At 60.3% G+C, this 24101-nt stretch carries 25 protein-coding genes and 2 pseudogenes; 11 read left to right on the forward strand and 16 right to left on the reverse strand.

Annotated elements, in window-relative coordinates:
- Positions 1–25: 25 nt before the first annotated feature.
- From RA302_RS33240 to RA302_RS33250, 3 genes and pseudogenes are all read right to left on the reverse strand, one after another.
- Positions 26–423 (reverse strand): annotated as a pseudogene (locus RA302_RS33240) (IS6 family transposase); the annotation flags it as partial.
- 1097 nt (positions 424–1520) lie between these two features.
- Positions 1521–2558, reverse strand: a complete 1038-nt coding sequence (locus tag RA302_RS33245; protein ID WP_030537926.1) for a methionine synthase — start codon at positions 2556–2558, stop codon at positions 1521–1523.
- A 20-nt stretch (positions 2559–2578) separates the two neighbouring features.
- A complete protein-coding gene (locus RA302_RS33250; protein ID WP_030537925.1) occupies positions 2579–3571 on the reverse strand; it encodes a putative oxygenase MesX in 993 nt (330 codons plus the stop codon).
- A gap of 125 nt (positions 3572–3696) precedes the next feature.
- Between RA302_RS33250 and RA302_RS33255 the strand changes: the two genes are divergently transcribed.
- Positions 3697–4644, forward strand: coding sequence for a LysR family transcriptional regulator (locus RA302_RS33255; RefSeq protein WP_030537924.1), 948 nt, complete (start codon positions 3697–3699; stop codon positions 4642–4644).
- A 480-nt stretch (positions 4645–5124) separates the two neighbouring features.
- Here the strand turns inward: RA302_RS33255 and RA302_RS33260 are convergent, their stop codons facing one another.
- A complete protein-coding gene (locus tag RA302_RS33260; RefSeq protein WP_030537922.1) occupies positions 5125–6132 on the reverse strand; it encodes an IS481 family transposase in 1008 nt (335 codons plus the stop codon).
- A 118-nt stretch (positions 6133–6250) separates the two neighbouring features.
- Between RA302_RS33260 and RA302_RS33265 the strand changes: the two are divergent.
- From RA302_RS33265 to RA302_RS33285, 5 genes and pseudogenes are all read left to right on the forward strand, one after another.
- A pseudogene (locus tag RA302_RS33265) lies at positions 6251–7301 on the forward strand (DUF2637 domain-containing protein).
- Positions 7302–7388: 87 nt separating this feature from the next.
- Complete coding sequence (locus RA302_RS33270) at positions 7389–8045, forward strand: TetR/AcrR family transcriptional regulator (protein ID WP_042926452.1); 657 nt, start codon at positions 7389–7391, stop codon at positions 8043–8045.
- Positions 8046–8160: 115 nt separating this feature from the next.
- Positions 8161–8403, forward strand: coding sequence for a TetR/AcrR family transcriptional regulator (locus RA302_RS33275; protein WP_230587712.1), 243 nt, complete (start codon positions 8161–8163; stop codon positions 8401–8403).
- Positions 8404–8462: 59 nt separating this feature from the next.
- On the forward strand, positions 8463–8720 hold the full coding sequence (locus tag RA302_RS33280) for a hypothetical protein (RefSeq protein WP_230587711.1): 258 nt from the start codon (positions 8463–8465) through the stop codon (positions 8718–8720).
- A 55-nt stretch (positions 8721–8775) separates the two neighbouring features.
- Positions 8776–9150 carry a hypothetical protein gene (locus tag RA302_RS33285; protein ID WP_149357473.1) on the forward strand — a complete coding sequence of 125 codons (375 nt, stop codon included), beginning with the start codon at positions 8776–8778 and terminating at the stop codon, positions 9148–9150.
- A gap of 298 nt (positions 9151–9448) precedes the next feature.
- Here RA302_RS33285 and RA302_RS33290 read toward each other — a convergent pair whose 3' ends face one another.
- Both RA302_RS33290 and RA302_RS33295 read right to left on the reverse strand, forming a co-directional pair.
- Positions 9449–10540, reverse strand: a complete 1092-nt coding sequence (locus RA302_RS33290) for a hypothetical protein (RefSeq protein ID WP_051721006.1) — start codon at positions 10538–10540, stop codon at positions 9449–9451.
- A 225-nt stretch (positions 10541–10765) separates the two neighbouring features.
- Complete coding sequence (locus RA302_RS33295; RefSeq protein WP_030537918.1) at positions 10766–11650, reverse strand: hypothetical protein; 885 nt, start codon at positions 11648–11650, stop codon at positions 10766–10768.
- A 336-nt stretch (positions 11651–11986) separates the two neighbouring features.
- Between RA302_RS33295 and RA302_RS33300 the strand changes: the two genes are divergently transcribed.
- Complete coding sequence (locus RA302_RS33300) at positions 11987–13270, forward strand: IS256 family transposase (protein WP_003945410.1); 1284 nt, start codon at positions 11987–11989, stop codon at positions 13268–13270.
- An 86-nt stretch (positions 13271–13356) separates the two neighbouring features.
- Here RA302_RS33300 and RA302_RS33305 read toward each other — a convergent pair whose 3' ends face one another.
- Positions 13357–13578, reverse strand: coding sequence for a hypothetical protein (locus tag RA302_RS33305; RefSeq protein WP_209923336.1), 222 nt, complete (start codon positions 13576–13578; stop codon positions 13357–13359).
- Positions 13579–14011: 433 nt separating this feature from the next.
- The gene (locus RA302_RS33310; protein ID WP_024488096.1) at positions 14012–14650 is read right to left on the reverse strand and encodes a hypothetical protein; all 639 of its coding nucleotides are present in this window, start codon (positions 14648–14650) and stop codon (positions 14012–14014) included.
- Positions 14651–15080: 430 nt separating this feature from the next.
- Between RA302_RS33310 and RA302_RS33315 the strand changes: the two genes are divergently transcribed.
- Complete coding sequence (locus RA302_RS33315; RefSeq protein WP_024488095.1) at positions 15081–15494, forward strand: VOC family protein; 414 nt, start codon at positions 15081–15083, stop codon at positions 15492–15494.
- A 39-nt stretch (positions 15495–15533) separates the two neighbouring features.
- Here the strand turns inward: RA302_RS33315 and RA302_RS33320 are convergent, their stop codons facing one another.
- The 8 genes from RA302_RS33320 to fdxA all read right to left on the reverse strand — a co-directional run bounded on the left by RA302_RS33320 (position 15534) and on the right by fdxA (position 21941).
- A complete protein-coding gene (locus RA302_RS33320) occupies positions 15534–15731 on the reverse strand; it encodes a hypothetical protein (protein ID WP_024488094.1) in 198 nt (65 codons plus the stop codon).
- 11 nt (positions 15732–15742) lie between these two features.
- The gene (locus RA302_RS33325) at positions 15743–16936 is read right to left on the reverse strand and encodes a globin domain-containing protein (protein ID WP_024488093.1); all 1194 of its coding nucleotides are present in this window, start codon (positions 16934–16936) and stop codon (positions 15743–15745) included.
- 32 nt (positions 16937–16968) lie between these two features.
- On the reverse strand, positions 16969–17418 hold the full coding sequence (locus RA302_RS33330) for an Rrf2 family transcriptional regulator (RefSeq protein ID WP_042926755.1): 450 nt from the start codon (positions 17416–17418) through the stop codon (positions 16969–16971).
- 174 nt (positions 17419–17592) lie between these two features.
- Positions 17593–17829 carry a hypothetical protein gene (locus RA302_RS33335; protein WP_030537917.1) on the reverse strand — a complete coding sequence of 79 codons (237 nt, stop codon included), beginning with the start codon at positions 17827–17829 and terminating at the stop codon, positions 17593–17595.
- 1099 nt (positions 17830–18928) lie between these two features.
- Positions 18929–19339 (reverse strand): DUF952 domain-containing protein, encoded by a 411-nt coding sequence (locus tag RA302_RS33340; protein WP_030537916.1) that lies wholly within the window; start codon positions 19337–19339, stop codon positions 18929–18931.
- Positions 19340–19369: 30 nt separating this feature from the next.
- Positions 19370–19816 (reverse strand): hypothetical protein, encoded by a 447-nt coding sequence (locus RA302_RS33345; protein WP_024488065.1) that lies wholly within the window; start codon positions 19814–19816, stop codon positions 19370–19372.
- Positions 19813–21558 (reverse strand): cytochrome c oxidase subunit I, encoded by a 1746-nt coding sequence (gene ctaD, locus RA302_RS33350; RefSeq protein ID WP_030537915.1) that lies wholly within the window; start codon positions 21556–21558, stop codon positions 19813–19815. The genes RA302_RS33345 and ctaD overlap by 4 nt, the downstream gene beginning before the upstream one ends.
- Positions 21555–21941, reverse strand: a complete 387-nt coding sequence (fdxA, locus tag RA302_RS33355) for a ferredoxin (RefSeq protein WP_030537914.1) — start codon at positions 21939–21941, stop codon at positions 21555–21557. The genes ctaD and fdxA overlap by 4 nt, the downstream gene beginning before the upstream one ends.
- Positions 21942–22000: 59 nt before the next feature.
- On the opposite strand from fdxA, the gene RA302_RS33360 reads away from it, so the two are divergent.
- From RA302_RS33360 to RA302_RS33370, 3 genes are all read left to right on the forward strand, one after another.
- Positions 22001–22696 carry a helix-turn-helix domain-containing protein gene (locus tag RA302_RS33360; RefSeq protein WP_024488067.1) on the forward strand — a complete coding sequence of 232 codons (696 nt, stop codon included), beginning with the start codon at positions 22001–22003 and terminating at the stop codon, positions 22694–22696.
- Between the two features lie 167 nt (positions 22697–22863).
- Positions 22864–23553 (forward strand): hypothetical protein, encoded by a 690-nt coding sequence (locus tag RA302_RS33365; RefSeq protein WP_024488068.1) that lies wholly within the window; start codon positions 22864–22866, stop codon positions 23551–23553.
- 190 nt (positions 23554–23743) lie between these two features.
- Positions 23744–24076, forward strand: coding sequence for a cupin domain-containing protein (locus RA302_RS33370; RefSeq protein WP_030537913.1), 333 nt, complete (start codon positions 23744–23746; stop codon positions 24074–24076).
- Positions 24077–24101 lie beyond the last annotated feature (25 nt).

The following is a 24101-nucleotide window of genomic DNA, read 5'->3' on the forward strand; positions in this document are numbered from 1 at the left end:
TGCCGGTACTCACCGGCCGACAGCAGCCCTTGAGCAGGTTTCGGAAGAACTGTTTGGCCGCGTTGGTATTTCGACGGGACTGAACTAGCACGTCCAGGACTGTGCCGTCTTGGTCGACGGCATGCCACAGGTAGTGCTGAACTCCGTTGATCCGGACGAAAACTTCGTCGAGGAACCACTTGTCGCCGGGGCGAGCACGGCGGCGACGCAGCCGATTCGCGTAGGCCTGCCCGAACTTGTCACACCATCGCCGGATCGTCTCGTAGGAGACCACGACACCACGTTCGAGCATGAGTTCCTCCACGTCGCAAAAGCTCAGCGTGAACCGAAAATCGTGAACCGAAAATACAGCCACACACAATGGTCGATGATCTCGGTGGGGTAGCGGTGACGCTTGTACGACGGCGCGGCGGTGGTGGTCACGATCGAAATCGTGCCAGCTGGCCCTCGATAGCTCGTCAACGTGACAATGCCTCGGGCCCACTCCCACCGGGCACAGATGTGATCAGACGGGCCTGCTTAGCAGCGCTGGAATACTTGACGCCGCCGATCTTGCAGGAGTGATCGTGGTGGAAGAATGAGGGGATGCGCCCGAACAGGTAACCCGACGGTTATCTGCATGGGCTGGAGTTCCTGGGCAGGGTGTACCCCGATGATTCGAGGGTGATCGCCGAGCGCGGGATCGTGGCCGCGCTCGATGATGATGATGATGATGCGTTCGTGCTCTTGCTTCGCTTGGTCGGACCAGATGCCCGGCGTTCGCGGATGAACTGTGGCAGTTGATCAGTGGTTTTCTGAACAGTCGCCGCGTCGAGGAGTTGTTCGGTAGCTCGGAGAATGCCGGTTGGCGGATCTCAACACAGAGAGGTCCGAGATACCGCCCACCTCCTACTCGACCGAGGATCCAAGGTGAGAGTGCCTGACGGCTACCATCGTGCCAAATAATTCAGGAAGAACGTGCCACATAATTCCGAGACTCACACGGTGGTGCTCGTTAATTTTCATGATGCGTTTGACTTGCGTGAAAGCGCAAACAGTGGCGTTCGGTACGCCCGAGGCGTACCCGACCGGCCGTTGCATAATCAGACGGACCGATACTGAGCCGCAACCGGACGCGTAGCTTTCCCGTTCGAGATGAACCTACGACCACCTGATGCTGACGTGCAGCGGCATATCGATCGGAGGCCTGTAATCCGCCGATTCTGTCGTCATCACTACCTTTACCCCAGGAGACGATAGCTGCGATCGGTACTTGCCCACCGTGTCACCACAGCTCCCCAACCGAACAAGGCCGCTGGCCCTTTCGGCGGCTGGCAAAACACACCTCGTCACCCCCGGTCACTGGTTTCTGACCACTCTGCGGTGGACCGGCCCAGAACTCGCCCCCTTCGGCCCGCCAGTACGGGCTTGATCACAGCCCCCAAGTCATCGGGAATCTCGTCGACGCGCAACACATACCCCGTATCACGCATCAAACATTGAGCAGCCCGCTCTTAACCGGTGAGATGAGGCCCAACAGGTTAGGGCTTCGCGGTCGATAGCTCCTCACGAACGATGCGCGTACCCGCGCTGAGCGCGCTCAACTTCGCCAGTGCAATGCCTCGGGAGAAGGGCGCCATGCCGCAATTCGTGCTCGGCAGAAGCTTGTCCGCGTCGACGAACCTGAGAGTGTTCCGAATGGTGGCGGCGACTTCCTCCGGAGTCTCGATCTTCTCGTTCGCCACGTCGATGGCACCGAGCATGACCTTCTTGCCCCGGACGAGTTCGACGAGGTCGATCGGGACGTGGGAGTTGTGGCATTCCAGCGAGATGATGCCGATGCTGGACTGCTGCAGGAGGGGGAACGACTCCTCGTACTGTCGCCACTCCGAGCCGAGGGTGGCCTTCCAGTCGGTGTTCGCCTTGATCCCGTAGCCGTAACAGATGTGTACTGCAGTCTCGGTGCGTAATCCCTCTGTTGCCCTTTCCAGCGTCGCCACGCCCCAGTCCTTCATCTCGTCGAAGTAGACGTTGAACGCTGGCTCGTCGAACTGGATGATGTCGACCCCCGCAGCCTCCAGGTCTCGTGCCTCCTGGTTGAGGATCGTCGCGAACTCCCACGCCAGCTTCTCGCGGCTCTGGTAGTGGCCGTCGTAAAGCGTGTCGATCATCGTCATTGGGCCGGGGAGTGCCCACTTGATCGGCTGATCGGTCTGCTGCCGGAGGAATCTCGCGTCGTCGACGAAGACCGGCTTGGAGCGGCTCACTGCGCCGACCACGGTAGGCACATTCGCGTCGTAACGATTGCGGATCTGAACCGTCTCGCGCTGCTCGAAGTCGACCCCGTCGAGATGCTCGATGAATGTCGTCACGAAGTGCTGACGGGTCTGCTCTCCGTCGCTGACGATGTCGATGCCGCGATCGCTCTGTTCCTGAGCGGCGATACGCAGTGCATCCTGCTTGCCTTCGACCAACTCATCGCCCTGCAACTTCCAGGGCGCCCAGAGGGTTTCAGGCCGGGCGAGCCACGAGGGCTTGGGCAGGCTGCCAACGATGGACGTGGGCAAGATCTGGTTCATGGTCGACTTTCCTCCGATGGTCATCCGACGAGAACGGGGAAGCGGGCGGCCCACTGTTCGAGTAACTCGCGGTGGGGCTTCACAAAGTGGTCTTCCGCGTACTTGCCCTGCTTCGTTGCCAGCTGACCGCGTTCGATGCGGTCGTAGACGATCGGGGTAGGCGAGTAGTCCGGCTGATCCAGGGTCGGTCGGTAGATCTCAGCGGCGGGCGAGTTCGCGTTGTATATCTCCGGCCGATAGATCCTCTGGAAGGTCTCCATCACACTGATCGTGCCGATGAGCTGCAGGTCGGTGTAGTCGCTGAGCAGATCGCCGCGGAAGTAGAACGCGAGCGGGGCGACACCGCCGGGCGGCAGGAAGTACCTGACCTGCAGCCCCATCTTCCCGAAGTACTCGTCGGTCAACGAGTAGTCGTCCTGCTGGTACTCGACACCGAGGGTCGGATGGTGATTCCCGGTCCGGCGGTAGGTCCGGCTCGTGGACACACTGATGCAGATCACGGGATCCACCGCGAAGCACTCCCTGTAGGCCTCGGAGTCGAGGAAATGTTGGAACAGTTTGCCGTGCAGGTCACCGAAGTCGCCGGGCACGGTGAACTCAGAGGTGCCCTCGTTGACTGCCGGCAGTCGAACACTGAAGTCGAAGTCGCGGACGTAGGAGGAGAAGTTGTTCCCGACGATCCCCGGGAATCGTGCGCCGGTGAGGCGATCGACGATCTGAATATCTAGTACCTCGATCAGGGGGAGCCGGTGATCCCCGCCGTCCGAGCTGAACTGCAGCTCCGCGGAGACGATCTCGAGCTCGACGGCGTAGCGGTCCAGGCCCGGATTGCCCCGGCTTGCGAGACCATTGAACCGGTCATTGATCATCGCCAGGGTTCGGCGGAGGTTCTGCTGACGGTGTTCGCCTCGGGCCAGGTTGGCGAAGTTCGTGGTGGTCCGAGAATGCTCCGACGGCGAGTAGTCCTCGTCGAAGCGGGTGGTGGTGATGCTGAACGTGAATTCGTTCGACATGAACGTCCAATTCGGGTCTTGATCGGCCAGGCTCGGCCTTGCGGAAAGTCTCTGCCACTATCCTGCAGTTCCAGTTCAGTTATCGGGTAACTAACGTTTCCTATGGTCCTCTATAGCATTTAGCTATGGTACGAGAATCCAGAGGCATCACACTGCAGCAACTGCATTACTTCATCGAGGTCGCGGCGGAGGGGTCGATCACCGGCGCCGCCGACCTTCTCTACGTCGCCCAGCCGACCATGTCTGCCGCGATGAAAGACCTGGAATCCCGAGTGGGACGCACCCTCCTCACTCGATCGGCCCGGGGGGCGACGTTGACCGAGGAGGGCGCGGAGTTTCTCGGCTATGCCAGGCAGGTCGTCGAGCAGATGTCGCTGCTGGAGCAGTGCTACCTCGGTCAGCCACCGTCCCGTCGGCTGCTCGGAGTCTCGGCTCAGCACTACTCATTCGTGGTCGAGGCGTTCATCCGGATGGTGGACTCCGTTGACGCGGCACAGTACGAGTTCTCGCTTCGTGAGACCCGGACCTGGGACATCATCGAGGACGTCCGGATGCTCCGCAGTGAGGTGGGCATCCTGTACCGCAATGACTTCAACCGGAAGGTCATCGACAAGCTCCTGCGAGATTCCGGCCTGGTGTTCCGCCCGCTCTTCGCCGCGGTGCCGCACATCTTCATCTCCAGACAGAACCCGTTGGCCTCCCGAGATCGCGTCGCTCTCGATGATCTGGCCGACCTGCCACGGCTCACCTTCGACCAGGGCGCGAACAACTCGTTCTATTTCGCCGAAGAGATCCTCTCCACCCTGTCGAGCAAGCGGGAAATCCGGGTCTCCGACCGCGCGACAATCTTCAATCTCATGATCGGACTCGACGGCTACACGATCTCGACCGGCATCATCAGTGACGATCTCGACCCCGAGATCGTCGCCATCCCACTCGACGTGGACGAGAGCATCGAGATCGGCTGGATCAGCCATTCCGGGGTCCCGCTCACGGCGCAGGCACAGCGCTACCTCGCCGAGGTGCGTGCCGTCGTCGCCGACTACGGAATCGAGCTGCTCGACTCTCCGTGAATCGGTCCGCGAGTGCGGATCACGGTCGGCGACAAGGCGCGGATGGAGGGAACGGACCACGTGATGGTCGACGGCAACGGTGTGAAGTCTCGCTTCAACGGCTGGCGGCCTGCGTCTACACCACTGCGGAAATTTCCCGGGGGTCCCACAGGCGACCGCGTATCGCAGGTACGCGGTCTGGGGGGAGACACTGAGGTGCTCCGACTCCACGCGAACGCACAGGGGTTCGTTGCAGCGGTGTTCGCAGACTCTTCCATCGGCTAGTTTGTCGTTAATCAGGAGCGCGAAAGATCGATGCTCGATGCTCGGTATGTCTGGCGCGCCGATGAGATTCCCGATGACTTGTGGGCTGTGATCGAGCCCGTTCTGCTCCCCCCACTGGCGGGCCGAAGGGTGCTTCCGTGGAACGACCACCGGTTGCCCCTGGAAGGAAAGAACCCAGTCATGACCGGCTTTAGCCTTCGGGCAGCTCGTATTCAGCTAGGTGTACGAGGCACGGACGTTGGTTACGCGATGCTGGCGATAAGCAGCGGGCGGTCGTCCTCCGCGTGTTGAATGCGGTCGGTGATAATTGTAGTGAACGTTCCACACCTCAACGGCAGTACGTCGTTGCTCCTCGCTGGTGTACTCACGGGAGTACAGCAGCTCTTCGGCGAGGATGCGGTTGTAGCGTTCCACTTTCCCGTTGTGTTTCGGTGTGTACGGCTTGATGCGGTAGTGCCGCGCCTCTCGCAATGAAGCAGTGAAATCGGCTGCCCGATAGCATGATCCGTTGTCGGTGATCACGCGCTCGATCCGGTTGATGCCATGCGCCGCGAAGAAGACGCGGGCGTTGTTCATGAAATCGACGGCTGTTGCTGCGGTTTCGTTGTCGCGGGCCTCGGTGTACGCCAGGCGCGTATTGCCGTCGATCGCGGAATGCAGATAGGTGTAGCCGATGCGGGCCTGTTTGTTCCTCGTTTTCCGGCGCTGCGATCGCTTGGTCTGCTCGGAGCCTCGCCCGTGGGCACGCCACCCGCCACCGTCCGGAATTTTTCCGACTTTCTTGATGTCTACATGCACCATTTGACCAGGTCGTTTCGCGACGATGACCTGCGGTTTTCGGTTGGTTTCGCCGTTCGGGTCGATGAACCGGCGGCGGTGCAATCCCAGGTTCCGCAGGATTTTCGTGACAGACCGGCGAGCAATGGTGATGCCGTCGGTGCGCAGTTCGAACGTGATCCGCGAGGCCGACCACTTCCGGGCCCGTCGCATGGATTCGATCTCGGTCACGATCTCTGCTGCTGTGGCGGTCGGGTGGTGTTTCGGTGTGCTGGATCGGTCCTGTAATCCCAGGTCACCGTACTGACGATGTCTATTGACCCACTTGGAAGCGCATTGTCGGGAGATGCCCATTTCGGCGGCGACGTGGGCAATCGGACGACTCTGGCAGCGCTCGATCAAGCGTCGTCTTCCCTCCACAGTCAGCGGAGCATTACGGTGTGTCACAGGGCTGGTCCCTTTGCTGTTGATGGTCAGTTTCGCAACTTCCATCCTGCCGCGAAGGACCAGCCCGTCCACTTCAATCCCGCGTCAGCAACGTCCATACCCGCAACAGCTAGGCGCATTGCTTGCTGCACTCGCACTCGCGATCGTCATTGCGCTCGGTATCACCACCGGCGCATTCGTACTCTCCTTCGCCGTACAACGCGACCTCGCACGGCAAGCACTGCTCCTCGAACACCTGACCTGGATCTTCCCTGCGATCGTCGACAGCGCCATCCTCGGCGCCACCATCGCGATCGTCATCATCAGCAAGCTCAACATGAACAAACGCGACAGAGGCTTCTACATCGCCCTCGCAGTCAGCGTCGTCGTGATCAGCATCCTCGGAAACGCCTACCACGCCTATCACGCAGCAATCGCTGCACAGGAGTCAATCGGTGGTGGGGGAGACCTCGGGTTCATTCCACTAACGCCGGCCATTGCGGCGGCCATAGCGATCATTCCGCCAACCCTGGTCTTGGCATTCACCCCCCGAAATCACAATCCTGGTGAAGGCAGTCGGATTGGCGTACGCCGCTTACCGTTCGATCGTCGAAAGTGCCACCGACAGTAAGGATGCAAAGAGTATTGCGTCTGACCTCACCGTAGGCCGGGGACCGATTCGCGTCCCTCAGCGCCGCGAGAAGTTCGCCCACAATATTGCGGAGCATCGTGAGTCGGATCTAGACGTGGACGCCAAAGCGGTGGATGCGAAGGCCGGCAACGAGGACGCTATTGCGGACTTTGCGGAGCCGTTTTTCGTGGACGAAATGACGAACGAAGGCCTCGACGAAATCCTCGATCCCCAAGACGCCGCTACGGAGCCAGCCCGTCGAGACATCGAAGGAATACAGGGCGAAACGGAGGCGGGCATAGACGATCTCATGGCCTTCATTGCCGGGTCGGATCTCGCGAAGAACGTGAAGGACACGGCAGTCCGCAAGCTCACGAACCCGAACCTCACGTGGGAGACCATCGCTTTGGAATCGAAGCCGCCTGTCGCGACATCGACAGCGTGGCGCCGGTACGAGAAGTTCGATACCGCAGCCCGAGAAGCAGGCTTCGACAGTCCGCCATTGCCCGACCTGCGAGCCGCCGAGAACCCGATGCGCAGCGAACTCACCACTGTTTGACCCACACGCACCAATAAGAGGGGTGGCCCCGACAGTGCTGTAACACCGTCAGGGCAGGCCGATGACCACAGAAAGCATCTGTGACCAATGAACGATCATAACGAGCTCTCCGAAGACATCGACCACGGTAAGACCGGCCGACCACCGATGCAGCCACGAGCGAAAGTCACCCGCGAAGCGATCCTCGAGGCGTCCGTAATCCTATTCAGCAAAACGGGATACGCGGGCACCACCATCGACGACATCGTCACACTCGCCCCGGTCACCAAGGGAGCGATGTACTTCCACTTCTCGAAGAAGGAATCCATCGCGAGGGAGATGCTTGGCCGCGGGTCCGACGCAGTCACCGCGACAGTCGGGAAAGCGATCGCAACCGGTCAACCCGCTGACCGGCAAGTACTGATGATCTACCGCGAACTCGCCCGCCGCACCCAAAACGAGGCGATCATCCGCGCCGACCTCATCCTGTCTGTCGACAAGTCGCTCAGCGGCGCCCGCGCCACCTACGAAGCGTGGACCGCTGCGATCGAACCGATCGTCGTCGACGCGAGTCGTTCCCGCGCCCTCGACTCCGCCGTGTCGTGGATTGCCGATACTCTCTGCGCCGGTTTCGTCGGCGCTGTGCAGGTTGCCGCCAGCCTCGACGAGAACCACACCATCAGCAGGCGGGTCGATGATCTACTGCTGATGTGGCGTGGAACGGACCCGGCCACCGTCCGCATGATCGAAGGAGCATCCCTGTGAACAGCCCCAACGAACCGGCACCCCGGAAAGCCTGGAAAGTGCTGCCACCACGAGAACCCGCCCGCGGATCGGGCGCATCCCCGGCAGCAAGAACTCTGCAATGCAGGACTGCGCAGTGCGAACGCGAGAAGCGATCATCGCCGTCGCAGCCCGGCACTTCGACACCGACGGCTACGGCCACACCAGCATCAACACCATCAGCGGTACCGGAAAATTCGCCAAAGGCGCGATGTACTACCACTTCCCATCCAAAGAAGCGATGCCGAACACCTCATCTCGGACTGGAACCGCACCCTCGACGAAATCATCCGTGAAGCACTGGCGTCCGGTTCGAGCAGCACGGCAGGGGAGAAGCTGACAGCGATCTTTACCTCCCTCGCTCGTCAGATCGCCGAGGACACCAACCTGCGGGCCGGCATGAAACTCACCCTCGAACCCACCATCAACAACGGCGCAGCATTCGCACACTGGGTCGACGCCATCAGCGACATCATCGAAACAGCCATCACCGACGGCGAACTCACCGACACCCCCACCACACACCGACTCGCATGGACCCTGTGCGCCGGCACCATCGGAGCCGTCGACGCATCAACGATCCTGCACGAAAACGTCGACCTCACGACCCGCATCGATGACATTGTCGCAGCGCACCTCCGCGGCACACTCGGTTGATCACACCCCATGTCAGAATGCGAAAACCACCATGGAACGCGGGGGACCGTCAATCATGCACACGACGCGATCAGGTTACGGCGCACCTGAACCCGAATCCGCTGCGCAAGCACTGGCCCGGGTCGACACCTTCATCACCCACCACCAAGCCTGCGGCGATCTCGTCTTCCAGAAACGAGTCGACGCCGCCCGCATCACCGAAGACTTACTCGCAGAACTCCACAGCGAAGCAGTCTCCCTGTTCGCAGTGCTCGAAGGACACGCGGTGCGCATCACGACGACTCCCCACTGCGTCGTCGATGAGGACAAGAAATATGTCTTCGCTGCGACGCCTACCTCGAAGCGCAGGCTCTTCCGTCCTACTCGACATCACACCGCGATCGTCGAACTCGCCGGAGCAACCGGCTTCACCCTGGGGCAAACCGGGTAGACCAGATGATGTGGGACCTGGCGGTCGTGAGGATTCCGCCGATCAGGATTCTCGGGTGGTGGCGGAGTCCGGGCCGATTGGCGGTATCGACGTCTATCGAAGACGACCGCGCGGCGTTTGACCTAGCCCTAAGCGGCTGCGACCGTCAAAAAGTTGGAAGATCACACCACTTTGAATGATGCTGAACGCGAACAGGTATCGAGCGTATCGACGGGTCAGATACGCTCGATATCTGCCACTGGTCTTAGGCTGCTCGGCACCGCTCGATAGCGGTCTTTCGTATGAACCTGAATCTGTATCAGCAGGCGATGATGATGTTGGGGTCGGTCTTCATGTCCAACCATTTGCCGTAGGCGTCGTCGTTTTCCCGGTGGACGCCGGCGCATACCTCGGCCTGTGTGTAGCCAGCGGGTTTGTAAACCGCGTAGATCGGGTTTCCCTCCTTGCTCTCCTGACGGAGGGATGGGCAGGAGTGGTCGGTGCGCAGGTACTTCGCGCCGGGGTGCGCGGCGAGGGCATTTCCCACTTCGGTGGCATAGTTTCCGGGCTTGGTTGCGCTGTAGACGACCACGATCCCGAGACCATCGCACGTGGGTGGGGTGATAGGCGTCGACAGCCCGAGATCTCCTGACCCACCGTCGGTATCGCCGCCGGAGTCGTCGGCGCAGTGGGTGAAGCTGCTCAGTTCGGCTTCGGGGACGCCATCTGCCCGCGCCTGGGTGGGGCACATTGTGGTCGGGAACGATGTGTAGACAACCCACTTGCCGGCGACCACACGGACCAACGAGGAGGAGTCGCCCAGAAGGTTCCAGACCACGTACGCCCACTGTACGTGGCAACGGATTTGGCCACCAATATCGCGACTGAGGTCGGTCTCGATGGCGTCAGCAGTGCACGGTGGCGTCGCTGTTGCGGTGGCATTGGCCGCTCCGTCGCCCGTAACGACAACAAGCGTGAGGTCACCATTCTCGCACTTCGATCCATAGCCAACCAACTGGGAGGCGACAGCGGTCGGGCTCACGCACATCCAGCCATCAAACATCGCTGACATGGTGTTGCCCTGGCGGGTGATCACCGGATCGTTGTAGTAGCGGTTGATGAGCGCCACAGCATCGGTACAGGTGATCGCGCCAGTCTCTACGACCACCGTGCCGGGGGTGCCAGCCGGGAAAGTGACGGTGCCGCAGGTGCTTCCGGGGGTGGCGAGCGCCTCGGTAGTTGGTTGACGGTTCGGTTGTTGCGCCGGCTGGGAGGACGCGCTTGCCGTCTCGGGCTGGGCACTGACGGCCTGGCCGGATGTTGAACAGGCAGTTGCCACGAGGGTCATACCGACGATCGCTGTAATCGTTGCGCGTCGCAAGCCGAGTAGCTGTGCTGCCTTGTGCCGCATGCATCTCCCTGATGAGTCTGGTCAGCTCGACGATCTGACCTGTAGTCGTGTGGTTCCAGGCTTTTGTTACATCAACGGCCTTATATCGGGGCGCATGCTCTGCACATCCTTACCGATAGATGAGCGCCGGCATTACTCCGGCGTGAGAGCGGATGATGCAAGGCTCCAGTGTCTCTTCTGCGACTCTGCACGGTTCAGCGTCGGTGCCGCCGGGTGGTGGTTTGGCTAGCACCCGCCGAGCGGGGTGGTCACGAACTTCTTGGTGCCACCACGAACCTGAGTGACGGTGTCGGAGTCGCTGAGAGCACCAATTTTCGCGTTCTCGAACTGGAAACCTAAATACATGGTCGGCTTACTGGGCTGGCTGACCACGAGGACTGGGCCGAGGTCATTCACTTGCTCGACCACATCGTCGCTGAAAGCGTTGCGTACCTGGGCAGGGGTACTGCCTGTTCCCACTCCGTGGATTGCCCGTGAGCCCACCGCGCCGACAACTGCGTCATTTTTCACGTTGATTGCAGCGGTGGTCCCGTCGTAGTAGACGGTGCAATCACCACCGACAGTCCTCATGTTAGTTTCGTCGATACCGTGGCTGACCAGTTCTGATTCCACGGTGCCGGTGACAACCTCGCCGTAGCCGCCGAAAGTTATCGCACCTGTCGAGGTAGGGGTGCTCGTGGTAGAAACTGCTGACGAGGTGGCTGCGGCGACTGAATTTCCTGCGTTCGTACACATGAGAAATGGTTCGGTGACGAATTCTTTCGTACCACTCCAAATCTCGTAATGATTGAAACCGTCTGCTCCGATGGAGAAGGCCAAATATCGGTCAGGATGGTTCGGATCGCTAACTAGCAGATCAGTGTTTCGCGGTGACCTGAAATTTGACGTCGAAGTGAAAGTAGCTTCAGGATAGGCAATTCTGATGTCCTGTTCGCTCGACGCGGATGTGATCCCGCTTGATGCCGAGGTGCTATTAGCGCCCACTATTTTGCCGTCGATAGTGAATATTTCAACGGTTGCGCCGTAGTTGCCGATCGAGTAGCGCAGGCACCCGTCCACTGGTTCCCCGGCGACGGTAATTCCTTGGGCGAGAAGATCCGCTTCGCTCATCCCGGCCACCACTGGTCCAGCCCACCGAAAGTCAGTGCCCAATCAGCTGTGGTCCTATTAGTGGATCCCGACAATGATTCGTCGAAGCCACCGCAACCGGACAATGTCAAAGCCCCAGCGATACCCACAACCGCCGCGATCTGGAACCTCGAGACCATGCGTTGATGAACCCTTCTGATTATTCGATGCACGCACTGATTATTCGATGCACGCATCTCCACGATCGGCGCAGCGCGTGTGGCGAACTCCAACTGGTGACCTCATGATGAACCAGGCCAAGACTTCAGGGGGGGACTGTAAGAACAACGGTGTAACTCTGAAAGGAGATACGCCACTATGACTGATGTGATTGATCGTGAGACAGAGACGAACTCGGCTCAGCCGGGTATCAGCGATGCGCGGCTCAAAGAGCTGGTCGAGCAGGCGCGAGCCGAAGGGCTGCAGTTGACCGGAGATGGTGGATTGCTGTCGAAGCTGACCAAGCTAGTCGTGGAGTCCGCGCTCGAAGGCGAGATGGACGACCACCTCGGATACGGCAAGAGCGACCCGGCAGGCAGGGGCAGCGGCAACTCCCGCAACGGCAGACGCACCAAGAACGTGTTGACCGAGGCCGGCCCGGTCGAACTCGAGGTGCCCCGTGACCGGGATTCCTCCTTCGAACCGAAGATCGTGGCCAAGCGGCAGCGTCGGCTCTCAGGCGTGGAGGACATGGTGATCTCGTTGTCATCCAAGGGTTTGACGACCGGTGAGATCGCTGCACACCTGGCCGAGGTGTACGGAGCCGATGTGTCCAAGCAGACGATCTCGACGATCACCGAGCGGGTGATGGAAGGCATGGCCGAGTGGCAGAACCGGCCGTTGGACCCTGTGTACCCGGTGCTGTTCATCGACTGCATCCACGTCAAGATTCGCGAGGGCAACGTCGCCAACCGGCCGATCTACGTCGCGATGGGGGTGACTGTCGACGGCACCCGCGACATCCTCGGATTGTGGGCCGGTGAGCACGGCGACGGGGAAGGGGCGAAGTACTGGCTTCGGGTGTTGTCCGAGCTGAAAAACCGTGGTGTGCAGGATGTTCTGATCGTCGTGTGCGACGGTCTCAAGCATCTACCCGACTCGATCGAGCAAGTGTGGCCACAGACCATCGTGCAGACTTGTGTGGTCCATCTTCTCCGTAACACCTACGCCTATGCCTCCCGCAAGGACTGGTCCGAGATCGCCAAGGACCTCAAACCCGTCTACACGGCGCCGTCGGAGCAGGCCGCGCTCGACCGATTCGCAGAGTTCAGTGACAAATGGGAGAAACGCTATCCCGCGATCATCAGGCTCTGGACCAATGCCTGGGCTGAGTTCGTGCCGTTCCTACAATTCGACAACGCCATCCGGCAGGTCATCTACACGACCAACGCCATCGAAAGTGTCAACGCCCGAATCCGCAGGGCTATCAAGGCCCGTGGACACTTTCCGACCGAGGCCGCGGCCTTGAAATGCGTGTATCTGGCCATCATGAGCCTCGACCCGAAAGGCACCGCCCGCCAACGCTGGTCCAACCGATGGAAGGCAGCACTGAATGCCTTCGAGATAACGTTCGACGGACGGCTGTCTGCCGGACGAAAGTAGTTAGAAATCAATCAATTACACCGTTTTCTGGACAGACCCGAATTTTCGGACGCGCTTTCGTCGGTCGATGCGAGGCGGTGGTGCCGTCATGGTGTGGGGGAGGGCTGAATCGTGGCTTCGAGTCGGGTGAGGCGTTCTTCGAGGGCGCCGGTGATGGCGAGCAGCCCGAGCACAGTGGGTTCGGTGATGTCGCTGCCGTGTTGAGCGTGTTTGAGCAGCGTTGTGCGCAGGAGTGAACACATGGGGGCGTCGTCGCTGATGGGGAGTTGCTCGAGTTTGGCGGTTAGACGCTCGTCGGGGGAGGCCATGGGTAGCTCCTGCACGTGTGGATCATGCAGGCCGAGTGAAAGGGGCGACTGCCTGCGCGGTGGTAACGGGTGGTGCGTGGTGCGCTGGAACCGAGGCGGAAAGCAGCGCACCACAGTGTGATGTTACTGCGTCATTGCTGGCCGGTCGGTACGCGGGAGGTAAGTGAAGGCGACTCATGGGTGCGATGAACTAACTCGGTACCGGTTCACCTGCAGGCGGCGAGGCACTCCCCTCGATAGTTCAATGCTCAAGTAGCTGTAACTGTGCGAAGACTGGTAACCGGGGTGGGTGACACGTAAATTTTCGGGGGCGGCATCACCCGGTCCCCAACGGGCATGGCGAACGCTCCGCCGGTAGCCACCCCTGGTCTATCGGCGGGCGAGCCGTCCCGCAGGTTTCAGCGCATCGACTGTGTTTTCGCTGCACCGGCGGTCAGCGCGGGTTGGGGGTGCGCCACAGTCGCGGGGTGTCGCCGTCTTCGGTGTTGGCGAGGGCCCGGATTCCGTCGGCGTCCTGGGCGAGGACGTCCGCGAAGTGCTGTCTGTGGGTGTCGTCGAGTCCGTCGGGAAGGTTCGCACCGTCGGTGACGGATGTCGCGGCGCCGTCGAGATAGCGCGCGATGCGCAAGAGCAGAGGACGCGGGGTCGGGACGAAGAAAGCATTGGCGTCGGCGGTGATCATACCGAGAGTCGACAGTAGCGACAGGCCTGCGAGGGCTTCTTTGTCGTCGAGGTTGACGTGCGCGACTTTCAAGGCTTCGGCCAGCGCCGCGGTGGTCAGGCCGACGGCAGCGACGGGCATGGAGATGCTGCGTTCGAATTCGATCAGGTCGGCGCCGGGGGCTTCGTCGTAGAGTGACACCGCGAGGGACTGTGCGAACGCGAGGAGGCGTTCGTCGGTGAAGTCACGCTGTGCGGTCTGGCGGGTGACTCTCATCAGGGTCGCGTATTCGGTGAGTTTGTCGTCGAGGATTTTCCGGGCTTCGGTGTCGGTGATCGTGAGCCCGAGATCGAGGAGTGCGGCCCGAAGTTCGGTGGATCGGGTGTGGAGCCAGGTGGGCCGGGGACTCATCGCTGCTCCTGTGAGGGTGTGGCTTTAATTGTTCTGGTGAGTTTAGATCGGCCGAACTGTGGGAGGGACGTGACCGTGGTAAGTCGCAGGCAGTGGTAGATCAGTGGAACTGTGTGCGCTACATTCGTTTTCCGCGTCGTCTCTAGTTCCGAGACGGTGACGGATGGGGTTCTCCGGGAGGTCGTCACACACGTCCGGTGGGCCGATCCCTGATCGTGCGCCCGACTCTCCCAGGTCGGGTGTACTCGGCCCGCCTGGCTGGTACTGACGACCGTCCGGGCGGGTCACCACGGAGCGGGAGTTGGCGAACGGTCATCGACGTCAGCGGCGAATTCTGGTGCATGCGGACTTCGCGCCACAGAGAAAGCCAATACACCGAGTGCGACGGTACTGTGAAGGCCTCTGGCTTGTTCGGGAGTAGGAGAGAAAAATGTGTGCTGCCGCCAAAGTTGCCTCGTCGGTGATGCAAGTAGCCAACCTGGATCGGTCGGTGAGCTACTACTGCGACGTATTTTCCTGCCGTGTCGCCTTGCGTGAACGCGAGGCGGCGCTCCTTCTGACGCCGGATGATTTCCAGATCTACATGTATGTCCAACAGGGCGCATCGCGGCGCAACATGAGCAACATCGGCGTCCACTACGTCATGTGGTCCGCTGATACCGAAGAAGAATTGGCGCGGATCAGTGAACGACTACGCGCATACGATGCCTCTACCTTCACCCAGGTAGTCGGTGGAGTGACTTTCGTCGATGGCTGCGACCCTGACGGTATACGTGTCATCGTCGCCTACCCGGGCCCAGAGAAACTACCCCGAGAGCTGATCGCACAACGATTCCACGGATGACGTGCTCAACGCACCGCAGGTAGCGGTGCGTTGGACACGTCAGTCCTCGCTGCTCACACGGTCACCGATCCACTCCAGGAGGTCGGGATCGGATGAGGTCAGACGCTCAACTTCCTCGCCCCCGTCGCAGCGCCGTAGTGAGACCGTGATCGATGTGGAGGTGCGCCGTAGAACACGCCACGTCGCTCCCGAATCCGACCACCGCGAAAGAGTTTCCACCGGTGGGTCTTCCGTCATGTCGGCTCCGCTCAGGTATTGGCCCAGCTGTCCGGTCCGAAGACCTCGTAGTGGATATTCTGCGGCGGGACGTCCCGTTCGAGCAACGATGCGCGCATCGCCAACATGAACGGCATCGGCCCGCAGAGGAAGGCTTGGGTATCGGGCTCCACTGCAATGTCTTGCAAATCCGCCCGTCCTTCGTGAACAGATCCGAACGCCACGTGCGTGCCGAGATCCTCGTACCAACGGTGCAGGGTTGCGGCGGGAATCTTCTCGACGAGTGTGCTGAGTTCTGCTCGGTGCGCATGATCGGCGATGGATCGATCCGCATGAATGACAGAGACCGAACGCTCGGCGCCGGTGTCCACGAGATGATTGAGCATGCCGATCATCGGTGTGCAACCGATTCCGGCCGACGCGAGGAGCAATGGTGAGTCGTCGTCAGGCATCATCAGATCGCCGAACGGTGTGGTTACCGACAGCTCGGAACCTTCGAACGCGTTGTTGTAGAGGAAGTTCGACACCTCGCCGTCGGGAGTTCCCGAGATTCGCTTCACACTGATCCGCCAGCCCGCGCTGCTCGGCACGGAACAGAGGCTGTATTGACGTATCTGGCGAGCGCCGTCTGGAAGCACCACGCCGACCGAAAGGTACTGTCCGGGAGCGAAGGTGGGGAGAACGCTGCCGTCGAGTGAGGCGAGTGTCAGTGACACGGTATCGGCGGACTGCAATACCCGTTCGGTGATTCGAACCGTCCGCCAGACGTCACCGGTATCGACGCCGGCGAGCTGGTAGAGGCCTCGCTCCATCGTGATGAGGGTTTCGGCCATCAGCCAGTAGACCTCGTCCCATGCTGCCGCGACGTCGGGAGTGACTGCATCGCCGAGTATTTCGACGATTGCGGCGAAGAGGTGTTCGTGCACGATTGCGTACTGGTCAGGGGTGATGCCCAACGACGCGTGCTTGTGGGCGATACGTGAAAGTATGAGATCGACCTTGGCGCTGTCGGGTTCGAGCTGAAGCGTTGCGAATGCCGCGATGGCGCCCGCGAGTGCCTTCTGCTGTTCACCCTGCTTCTGATTGCCGCGATTGAACAGATCGCGTTCGAGTTCGGGGTGTGCGTCGAACATCGTGCGGTAGAACAGGGTTGTGATATCGCCGATGGCGGCGCCGACCACGGGAAGGGTGGCGCGAATGACCTCGGTTGACTGTGGGGAAAGCATGAGCTGCTCCGTTCGGTCGAAATTGACGTTGATCAGCTTGCTTCGTCGCTCCGGGTGGTGAGGCGAAGCAGAACAGTTTTGGACGGCTGCCGGGTGACGTCTTCGATCGTGACCGCGTCGAGTGAGACGAAAAACGCTTCCTGTGCTTCGCGCAAAGCGCTTCGAAGGAGGCAGCCGCCGCGCAGTGGGCACGGTTTGTCGCCTTCGCAGTCGACGACTTCACCCGGGCCTTCGAGGCGTCTGGCCAGCCAGCCGATGGTGGCGGTGCGGCCGAGTTCGGTGATGGAAAGCCCACCGCCGCGGCCGCGCCTGGTTGTGACGATGCCGAGCTCGCCGAGCAGTGTAACCACCTTGGTGGCATGGGAGTACGACACGTTGAGCTGCTGCGCAATTACCCGGGTACTGGGGGAGGCATCGGCGTCGAGTACGGCCAGCCGCATGACGACGCGCAATCCCAGATCGGTGAACTGCGTCAGTTGCATGATCTGAACCTACATAATTCGCATCTGAGATGACTATTTATGTGAGGGGGATCTCAAACGAAGGGCTAACGCACCACGTCGACATGGTCGAGAACGCTGTGAAGCGGCACCGACCGTGCAAAATTGGTTTGTTGACGAAAGGTCGAATCGAGCACATCGTCCCGTAGTGCACTCTCAGAGGGCTGAGGTAAAACCGTACCGTCGACGCATTTCCTTGAGGTTGGCGACGTCGTTCGTGCTGAAACTCGTTGCAGTTGACCATTGCACCGCTTGCTCGTAGTCCTCTCGCCACTGGTCGATCTCACGGGCGGTGAGGCGAGTGAGGGTCGGTTTCTGTCCCCCGGCTACGGGTTCGAATTGTGCTAGAAACACGGCGAGCAATGCGGCTTCGCGCCGACACGTGTTCGTCATGGCGCCACCGTCTTGACGCTGATTGCGGCCGTACGGAACGGTGCTGCAATGATCCCGCAAGCATCGATCGGATCTCGGTGAGACAGCTCGATGCGTCGAACGCAACGACGAACAAATAATGTACAGGGACTTTCGTTCCGGAAAAGCGCTGTGCTACATAGTTTCATTGCAGGTGGAGCTCCATTCGGCCCCGACCTCATGAAGAACGAACAACTTTCAAGTAACTTACCGTAACAGTACAATCCGGATTTTCGCTAACCTCAAGCTATCGACGGTTCGCTCACCGTACATCGCACCCAAACGGCAACTGTCGACGGTGTAACGGGTATGGGGGACTCGATCTGGAATCGGTCTGCCGCCGAAGACCGTCGTACACTTTTGCGTCGAGCGACTTATCCACAGTCGAGCTCGAGATCGCACGTGTAGGCATCGGCCCCATGTTGCACGGTTCGGTCCGTCGCGCGCTGTCCACAAGGGATCGGCAGGCACAGGCTTTTAGATATGAAACCACTCCCGACCAGGAGCGCTGTGCCGGGTCCAGTACAGCCGAGGGTGGTCGGTGAGAATCTGTATGCCCGACCGGATGATGAAGACCATCAGAAACAGATTAAGAAATTGCTGCGCACCCAACCATGTGGGAAGGGCAGACGTTTCCCCTGGGCTGACCTCGCGACTCCGCGGTGCTGTTCGACGAACACCTGCACCGACGACAACCCACGTAAGTGCTGTGCCGCAGCCACCGCCGCGATCAGGACGGCGAATCCGATCAGGAGCAGCCAGGGCAGGTTGAACCACTTTGCTGTGGCCGATGCGCATACGAGGTGCGATGCCGGCGGCATACGGCACCGAACCTGCCCACGTGACAGGGTTGACGACGTCTGCGACCGGGGCAAAATTGTGTGCGGAATCTTTATGCCACAGTAGTTTCCGCGTGCCATGGGTCCGCTCTCGGTAGTGCAGGCGGATCGGTGGAGTCGACCATCGGTCACATCCAAACGCTGTAAGCGACACCGGCGAGAGGTCGGTGCGCAAAAAATGTTCGATGACCTGACCCTGCTCACCACTATTAGCCGCAAAGTCCGCTTACATGATTTTTTGACTACCGGGACGTATCTCGGAGCGTATATGCGGACACGTCGGGAACAAGCCATTCCCCGCCGACTTCCTCGATCGGGAGAACATCGAGGACGATGTCCGGATCCAACGGTATTGCTCCCAAGATCCGGTGAACCCGCGTGTCTGCACCAGGAGGTGATGGGTTGCGCTCGTCCCACCTGATCGAGACCCCCGCTGCAAGGAGAGCATCCTGATCGACAACCACCACTACCAGTGGAAGTCGAAGGTCCCCGTACACTGTCGCGAGAACATGCTCGAGATCCCCTGCAGTGGCAGCGTGGACGAAGCTAACCTGATCGAGAGTCTTTGCGCGGGTTGATCCTTCATATTCTCCGAATCGTTGAGCGCCCTCCCAGTCATCAGCAAGGGCTACGTGAAAAATGCATTCGTTCATCGGAAACCTTTCATCGAAATGGTCCGGGTATCAGTGAAGACATGCGGACAACAACGCGAACAGGGAAATGATCACGCTGATCAACAACACAACCTTCACCAACTCGAAAGCGATGTACACCAGATGTATCTTCGAACGCGGTAGGTCTTCTCCGGCGAGGATTCGGTCGGAGCGTTTACCCAGGAGTGGCCGGATCGCCGCAACCTGAACAATGAGCACCATCGCGGCCAGCACGAAGAACGTCAACGCGGGTGTGTCAGGTTTCGCGACGATGCAGGATGCCGCCAGTACCAGTGTCAGAACCAACTCCACGGCGTTCAGTGCGGTGAAGACCTTTCGGCCGATCCCGAGCCCGATGGCCAGGCTCACTCCTGGAGCGCGAAACTTGATCGGTGCTTCCAGGAAGGAAATCGCAGCGACCATCCCGAGCCAAAAGACCGGCAAGATTAATTGCGCGTAGCGTGCCGCTTCGGTCATAGGTCATCGGCCTCACTGGACGGGATCGAGTTCGGTCCTTCCACTACGGCTGTGGAAATCTTCCTTCTAGCTGCATGTTCTTCAGTCCTCATCCGTTCGACCATGTGCGGGTAATGCAGTTCGAACGCGGGACGCTCGGAGCGGATCCGAGGCAGTTCGGTGAAGTTGTGCCGCGGTGGCGGACAGCTCGTTGCCCATTCGAGCGAATTTCCGTAGCCCCACGGATCGTCGACCGTCACGACCTCTCCGTAGCGGTACGAGGTGAACACGTTCCACACGAACGGCAGCAGTGACGCTCCGAGAACAAACGAACCGATCGTCGAGATCGAGTTAAGCGTGGTGAATCCGTCCGAGGGTAAGTAGTCGGCATATCGCCGCGGCATGCCTTCGGCGCCGAGCCAATGTTGAACCAGAAAGGTCGTATGGAAACCGACGAAAGTCGTCCAGAAATGCCACCTACCGAGTCGTTCGTTCATGAATCGTCCGGTGATCTTCGGGAACCAGAAATAGATCCCGGCGTATGTGGCGAAGACGATGGTCCCGAAGAGAACGTAGTGGAAGTGCGCGACGAGGAAATACGAATCGGTGACGTGGAAGTCGAGGGGCGGGCTCGCCAGTATCACCCCCGACAGACCGCCGAAGAGGAAAGTGATCAGAAAGCCGATCGAGAACAGCATCGGCGACTCGAAGGTCAGTTGTCCTTTCCACATCGTTCCGATCCAGTTGAAGAATTTGACCCCGGTGGGTATGGCAATGAGAAAACTCATCATCGAAAAGAACGGCAGCAGAACGGCTCCCGTGGCAAACATGTGATGTGCCCACACTGCCGCCGACAGCGCAGAGATGGCGATCGTCGCGTAGACGAGTCCGGCGTAGCCGAAGATCGGCTTGCGGGAGAAGACGGGAAATATCTCCGAGACGATACCGAAGAACGGTATGGCCACGATGTACACCTCGGGATGTCCGAAGAACCAGAACAGATGTTGCCACAGGATCGCACCACCTGTGGCGGGATCGAAGAGGTGTCCACCGAGGTGTCGGTCCACGAGCAGTCCCATCAGCGCTGCGGTGAGTATGGGAAAAGCCAACAACACCAGGATCATGGTGATGAAGACATTCCACGTGAAGATGGGCATCCGAAACATCGTCATCCCGGGCGCACGCAGACAGATCACGGTGGTGATCATGTTGACCCCGCCCAAGATGGTCCCGACGCCGGCCAGTGCGAGTCCCATGATCCACAGATCTCCGCCGACACCCGGTGAATGCAGTGCACTGGTCAGCGGGGTATATCCCGTCCACCCGAAGTCCGCGGCCCCGCCCGGGGTGAGGAATCCGGATACGGTGATGAGCGCACCGAACAGGTACAGCCAGTAGCTGAGCGCGTTCAGTCGCGGGAACGCGACATCCGGTGCACCGATCTGCAGGGGAAGTATGTAGTTCGCGAAACCGAACACGATCGGAGTCGCATACAGCAGCAACATGATCGTGCCATGCATGGTGAAGAGCTGGTTGTACTGCTCGTTCGAGAGGAACTGAAGACCGGGCACGGCGAGTTCGGTCCGGATCAACAAGGCCATCAATCCGCCCAACATGAAGAAGGCGAACGAGGTGACCAGATACATCACGCCCAGCTTTTTGGGATCGGTCGTGGTGGCAGCGGAATAGAAGAACGATCCCTTAAACCCCCGGCGTTTCGGGTAGGGCCGCGAAGGCAGGAGTTCTGTCACAACGGGAGTCATTGCCGTTCTTCCCGCGCGGGGGATGGCGGTCCGATATTCGGATGATTCGAGTGCGGATAACCGCCTACCAGCTCCGTATCGACGCCTACGCGACCGAGATTCATGGATCCCCCCGGTGATCCCACTATCTCGGCCGCTCCGGGTAGCAGTCGATGGAAGAAGTGGGCGTTGTCGTCGATGAACTCTTCCCAGCGGGCGGGGACGTCGGATTCGTACGAGATGGCCTCGACCGGGCAGACCGGTTCGCACGCACCGCAGTCGATGCATTCGTCGGGGTGGATGTAGAGCGACCGTGCCCCTTCGTAGATGCAGTCGACCGGACATTCCTCGACGCATCCTCGGTCCATCACGTCGATACATGGTGCAGCGATCACGTACGTCATGAGTGGCCTCCAGGACACTGCCTATTTTCGAGGACATCTTTCCTCTAAAGTCTTACAGTATGGCGATACGAAAGGGAACAGGGTCGGCACGCGCCGGTACTCATGCGGTACTGGCGTCACGGCGGCGTGTCCAACTGCTGGACGCCCTGCGGGCCGGCGCGGAATCGATGACCGCCGCCGAACTGGCGGATTTGTGCGATCTGCATGTGACCACGGTTCGGTTCCACCTGAACGCGTTGATCGAGGTCGGTCTGATCGCGAAGGAGACCGAACACAACGTCACCCGTGGGCGTCCACGTCAGCTCTACCGGGCACAGAATGCACTCGGCTCGGGAGTCGGTGCTACCTCCGGATACGAAAAGTTGGCTCACGTTCTGGCGGCCCACTTCGCACGCCAGAGCGACGGCACCCCGGAGAACCTCGCCGAGGCTGCGGGCAGACAGTGGGCACTCGATGAACTCGGCGCAACCTCCGGAGCCGACCGGCCGACAGAAGAAGCGGCGCTCGTCGTCACCACCTTGTTCGCGGAGATGGGGTTCGATCCGGAACTCGAAACCTCGAATACCGAAACCCGTATCCGATTGCACGCCTGTCCGTTCGAGAGCGTCGCCCGACAAAGTCCCGGCGTTGTCTGCTCCTTGCACCTGGGCTTGATACGCGGGGTCCTGACGCGACTCGGCGCACGTCAGATCGAGAGCTCGCTCACCCCCTGGGATACCCCGCGTACGTGCCTCGCGCAACTGGAGCGGCAATGACACACAGGACCGTGTATATCGACGTTGCTGTCGCGCAGTCGCATTCCCTTCCCCGCCCGTTGTGGGACCGCTGATGTGCACGCACGATCGAACGTATTCGCCGTTTCGGCGGACCGCACCGAGACATGAACAGCTGGAAACTTCCTCACGGCAAGGGATTACATCCCATGAGCATCTATCGCATCATCTGGTGGGTCGCCGCAGCGATCCTTACCGCTTCAGGAGGGATCGTCGCAGCCGCCACCGTCCCTACCGACATTCTGGTATCGGCGGTGATTGCCGCAGTATTGATCGGAGGGGGTTCACCCTGGTTGCGACCGATCACGCTTCGCACTACTCCACCGCCCCGAACTCTCCTGACGATTGCGCTACGAGACGGCGCTACGTGGGCGGCAGTCGTGATCACTGTCATCGGATTGATCGCGCTCTCCGGCGCTGCTGCCTTACCGTTGATACTGCTGATGACCCTCACCTCGGCTCCGATGTGTCGCTACATCGGCGGCAGAGTCGAGTTCACACAGGCACTACCATGCTCGCCGAAAAGTCCCCTGATACGCACCAGCACCGTCGATGTGCCGCTTCTTCCGCTGCCGGACTGCAGCCAACTCTCGGACGAAGCCCTGTGCCGATGTTGGCGCATGAGCTGGCCCGCTCTGCAGAACGGCCCCTCGCCATCGCCGTCGACGACGGACGCGCTGCACCTCGCGCGTACCCGCGAGCGTTACCTCGACGAAATCGAACGTCGCGATCCTCGAGGATTCGCCCGATGGCTCAGCAGCGGTGCTCGTGCCGGTAGTGACCCCGCGAAGTTCCTCACCACACGAGATCATCCCCAGCCCCCGACACCGCAACCCTGATGGAAAGCCCTGCACGATACCGAAACCGCCAACTGATCCCGCGCGGACATCGATCACGGCTGAATCAGTGCCGCACAAACACATATATGGACCCACAGTAGAAACCCACTCCGGAACCTCGTAACCGCCGAGTCGAGAACGACGTGAACCCCCTCGCAGGCACCGGACAAATGCACAGAAAGCGAACATCGTGGAAAAGATGTCTTTGACAGCGCTAGCGCGCCAACTCGCCGACAAGGCGGAAAACTCGAAGAGCGGCCGGAGCGCTCGTACCGTGTACGGCGGCCATGAGCACGTCCTGCGTCAAACCGTCATCGCGCTGGCTGCGGGACAAAGGCTCGACGAGCACGAGAACCCTGGGGAAGCGACCGTCTACGTGCTCACCGGTCGGGTACGCCTGTGTGCAGCCGAAAACGCGTGGGAGGGATCGTCCGGCGATCTGTTGATCGTCCCGAATGCTCGACATTCTCTCGAAGCGCTGGAGGCCTCGTGCGTACTACTGACGGTCGCTAAAGCAATCTGAAGTATCGACCCGGTCTTCACGGCCA

Origin of the sequence: Rhodococcus sp. DN22 (assembly GCF_036669995.1) — a bacterium.
GTDB lineage: Bacteria > Actinomycetota > Actinomycetes > Mycobacteriales > Mycobacteriaceae > Rhodococcus_F > Rhodococcus_F erythropolis.

Bases quoted from the DNA above. Each gene is read 5' to 3' on its own strand.
- RA302_RS33245 (WP_030537926.1), bottom strand. From the start codon at position 2,558: ATGAACCAGATCTTGCCCACGTCCATCGTTGGCAGCCTGCCCAAGCCC.
- RA302_RS33250 (WP_030537925.1), bottom strand. From the start codon at position 3,571: ATGTCGAACGAATTCACGTTCAGCATCACCACCACCCGCTTCGACGAG.
- RA302_RS33255 (WP_030537924.1), top strand. From the start codon at position 3,697: ATGGTACGAGAATCCAGAGGCATCACACTGCAGCAACTGCATTACTTC.
- RA302_RS33270 (WP_042926452.1), top strand. From the start codon at position 7,389: ATGAACGATCATAACGAGCTCTCCGAAGACATCGACCACGGTAAGACC.
- RA302_RS33280 (WP_230587711.1), top strand. From the start codon at position 8,463: ATGAAACTCACCCTCGAACCCACCATCAACAACGGCGCAGCATTCGCA.
- RA302_RS33285 (WP_149357473.1), top strand. From the start codon at position 8,776: ATGCACACGACGCGATCAGGTTACGGCGCACCTGAACCCGAATCCGCT.
- RA302_RS33290 (WP_051721006.1), bottom strand. From the start codon at position 10,540: ATGCGGCACAAGGCAGCACAGCTACTCGGCTTGCGACGCGCAACGATT.
- RA302_RS33295 (WP_030537918.1), bottom strand. From the start codon at position 11,650: ATGAGCGAAGCGGATCTTCTCGCCCAAGGAATTACCGTCGCCGGGGAA.
- RA302_RS33300 (WP_003945410.1), top strand. From the start codon at position 11,987: ATGACTGATGTGATTGATCGTGAGACAGAGACGAACTCGGCTCAGCCG.
- RA302_RS33305 (WP_209923336.1), bottom strand. From the start codon at position 13,578: ATGGCCTCCCCCGACGAGCGTCTAACCGCCAAACTCGAGCAACTCCCC.
- RA302_RS33310 (WP_024488096.1), bottom strand. From the start codon at position 14,650: ATGAGTCCCCGGCCCACCTGGCTCCACACCCGATCCACCGAACTTCGG.
- RA302_RS33315 (WP_024488095.1), top strand. From the start codon at position 15,081: ATGTGTGCTGCCGCCAAAGTTGCCTCGTCGGTGATGCAAGTAGCCAAC.
- RA302_RS33320 (WP_024488094.1), bottom strand. From the start codon at position 15,731: ATGACGGAAGACCCACCGGTGGAAACTCTTTCGCGGTGGTCGGATTCG.
- RA302_RS33325 (WP_024488093.1), bottom strand. From the start codon at position 16,936: ATGCTTTCCCCACAGTCAACCGAGGTCATTCGCGCCACCCTTCCCGTG.
- RA302_RS33330 (WP_042926755.1), bottom strand. From the start codon at position 17,418: ATGCAACTGACGCAGTTCACCGATCTGGGATTGCGCGTCGTCATGCGG.
- RA302_RS33335 (WP_030537917.1), bottom strand. From the start codon at position 17,829: ATGACGAACACGTGTCGGCGCGAAGCCGCATTGCTCGCCGTGTTTCTA.
- RA302_RS33340 (WP_030537916.1), bottom strand. From the start codon at position 19,339: ATGAACGAATGCATTTTTCACGTAGCCCTTGCTGATGACTGGGAGGGC.
- RA302_RS33345 (WP_024488065.1), bottom strand. From the start codon at position 19,816: ATGACCGAAGCGGCACGCTACGCGCAATTAATCTTGCCGGTCTTTTGG.
- ctaD (WP_030537915.1), bottom strand. From the start codon at position 21,558: ATGACTCCCGTTGTGACAGAACTCCTGCCTTCGCGGCCCTACCCGAAA.
- fdxA (WP_030537914.1), bottom strand. From the start codon at position 21,941: ATGACGTACGTGATCGCTGCACCATGTATCGACGTGATGGACCGAGGA.
- RA302_RS33360 (WP_024488067.1), top strand. From the start codon at position 22,001: ATGGCGATACGAAAGGGAACAGGGTCGGCACGCGCCGGTACTCATGCG.
- RA302_RS33365 (WP_024488068.1), top strand. From the start codon at position 22,864: ATGAGCATCTATCGCATCATCTGGTGGGTCGCCGCAGCGATCCTTACC.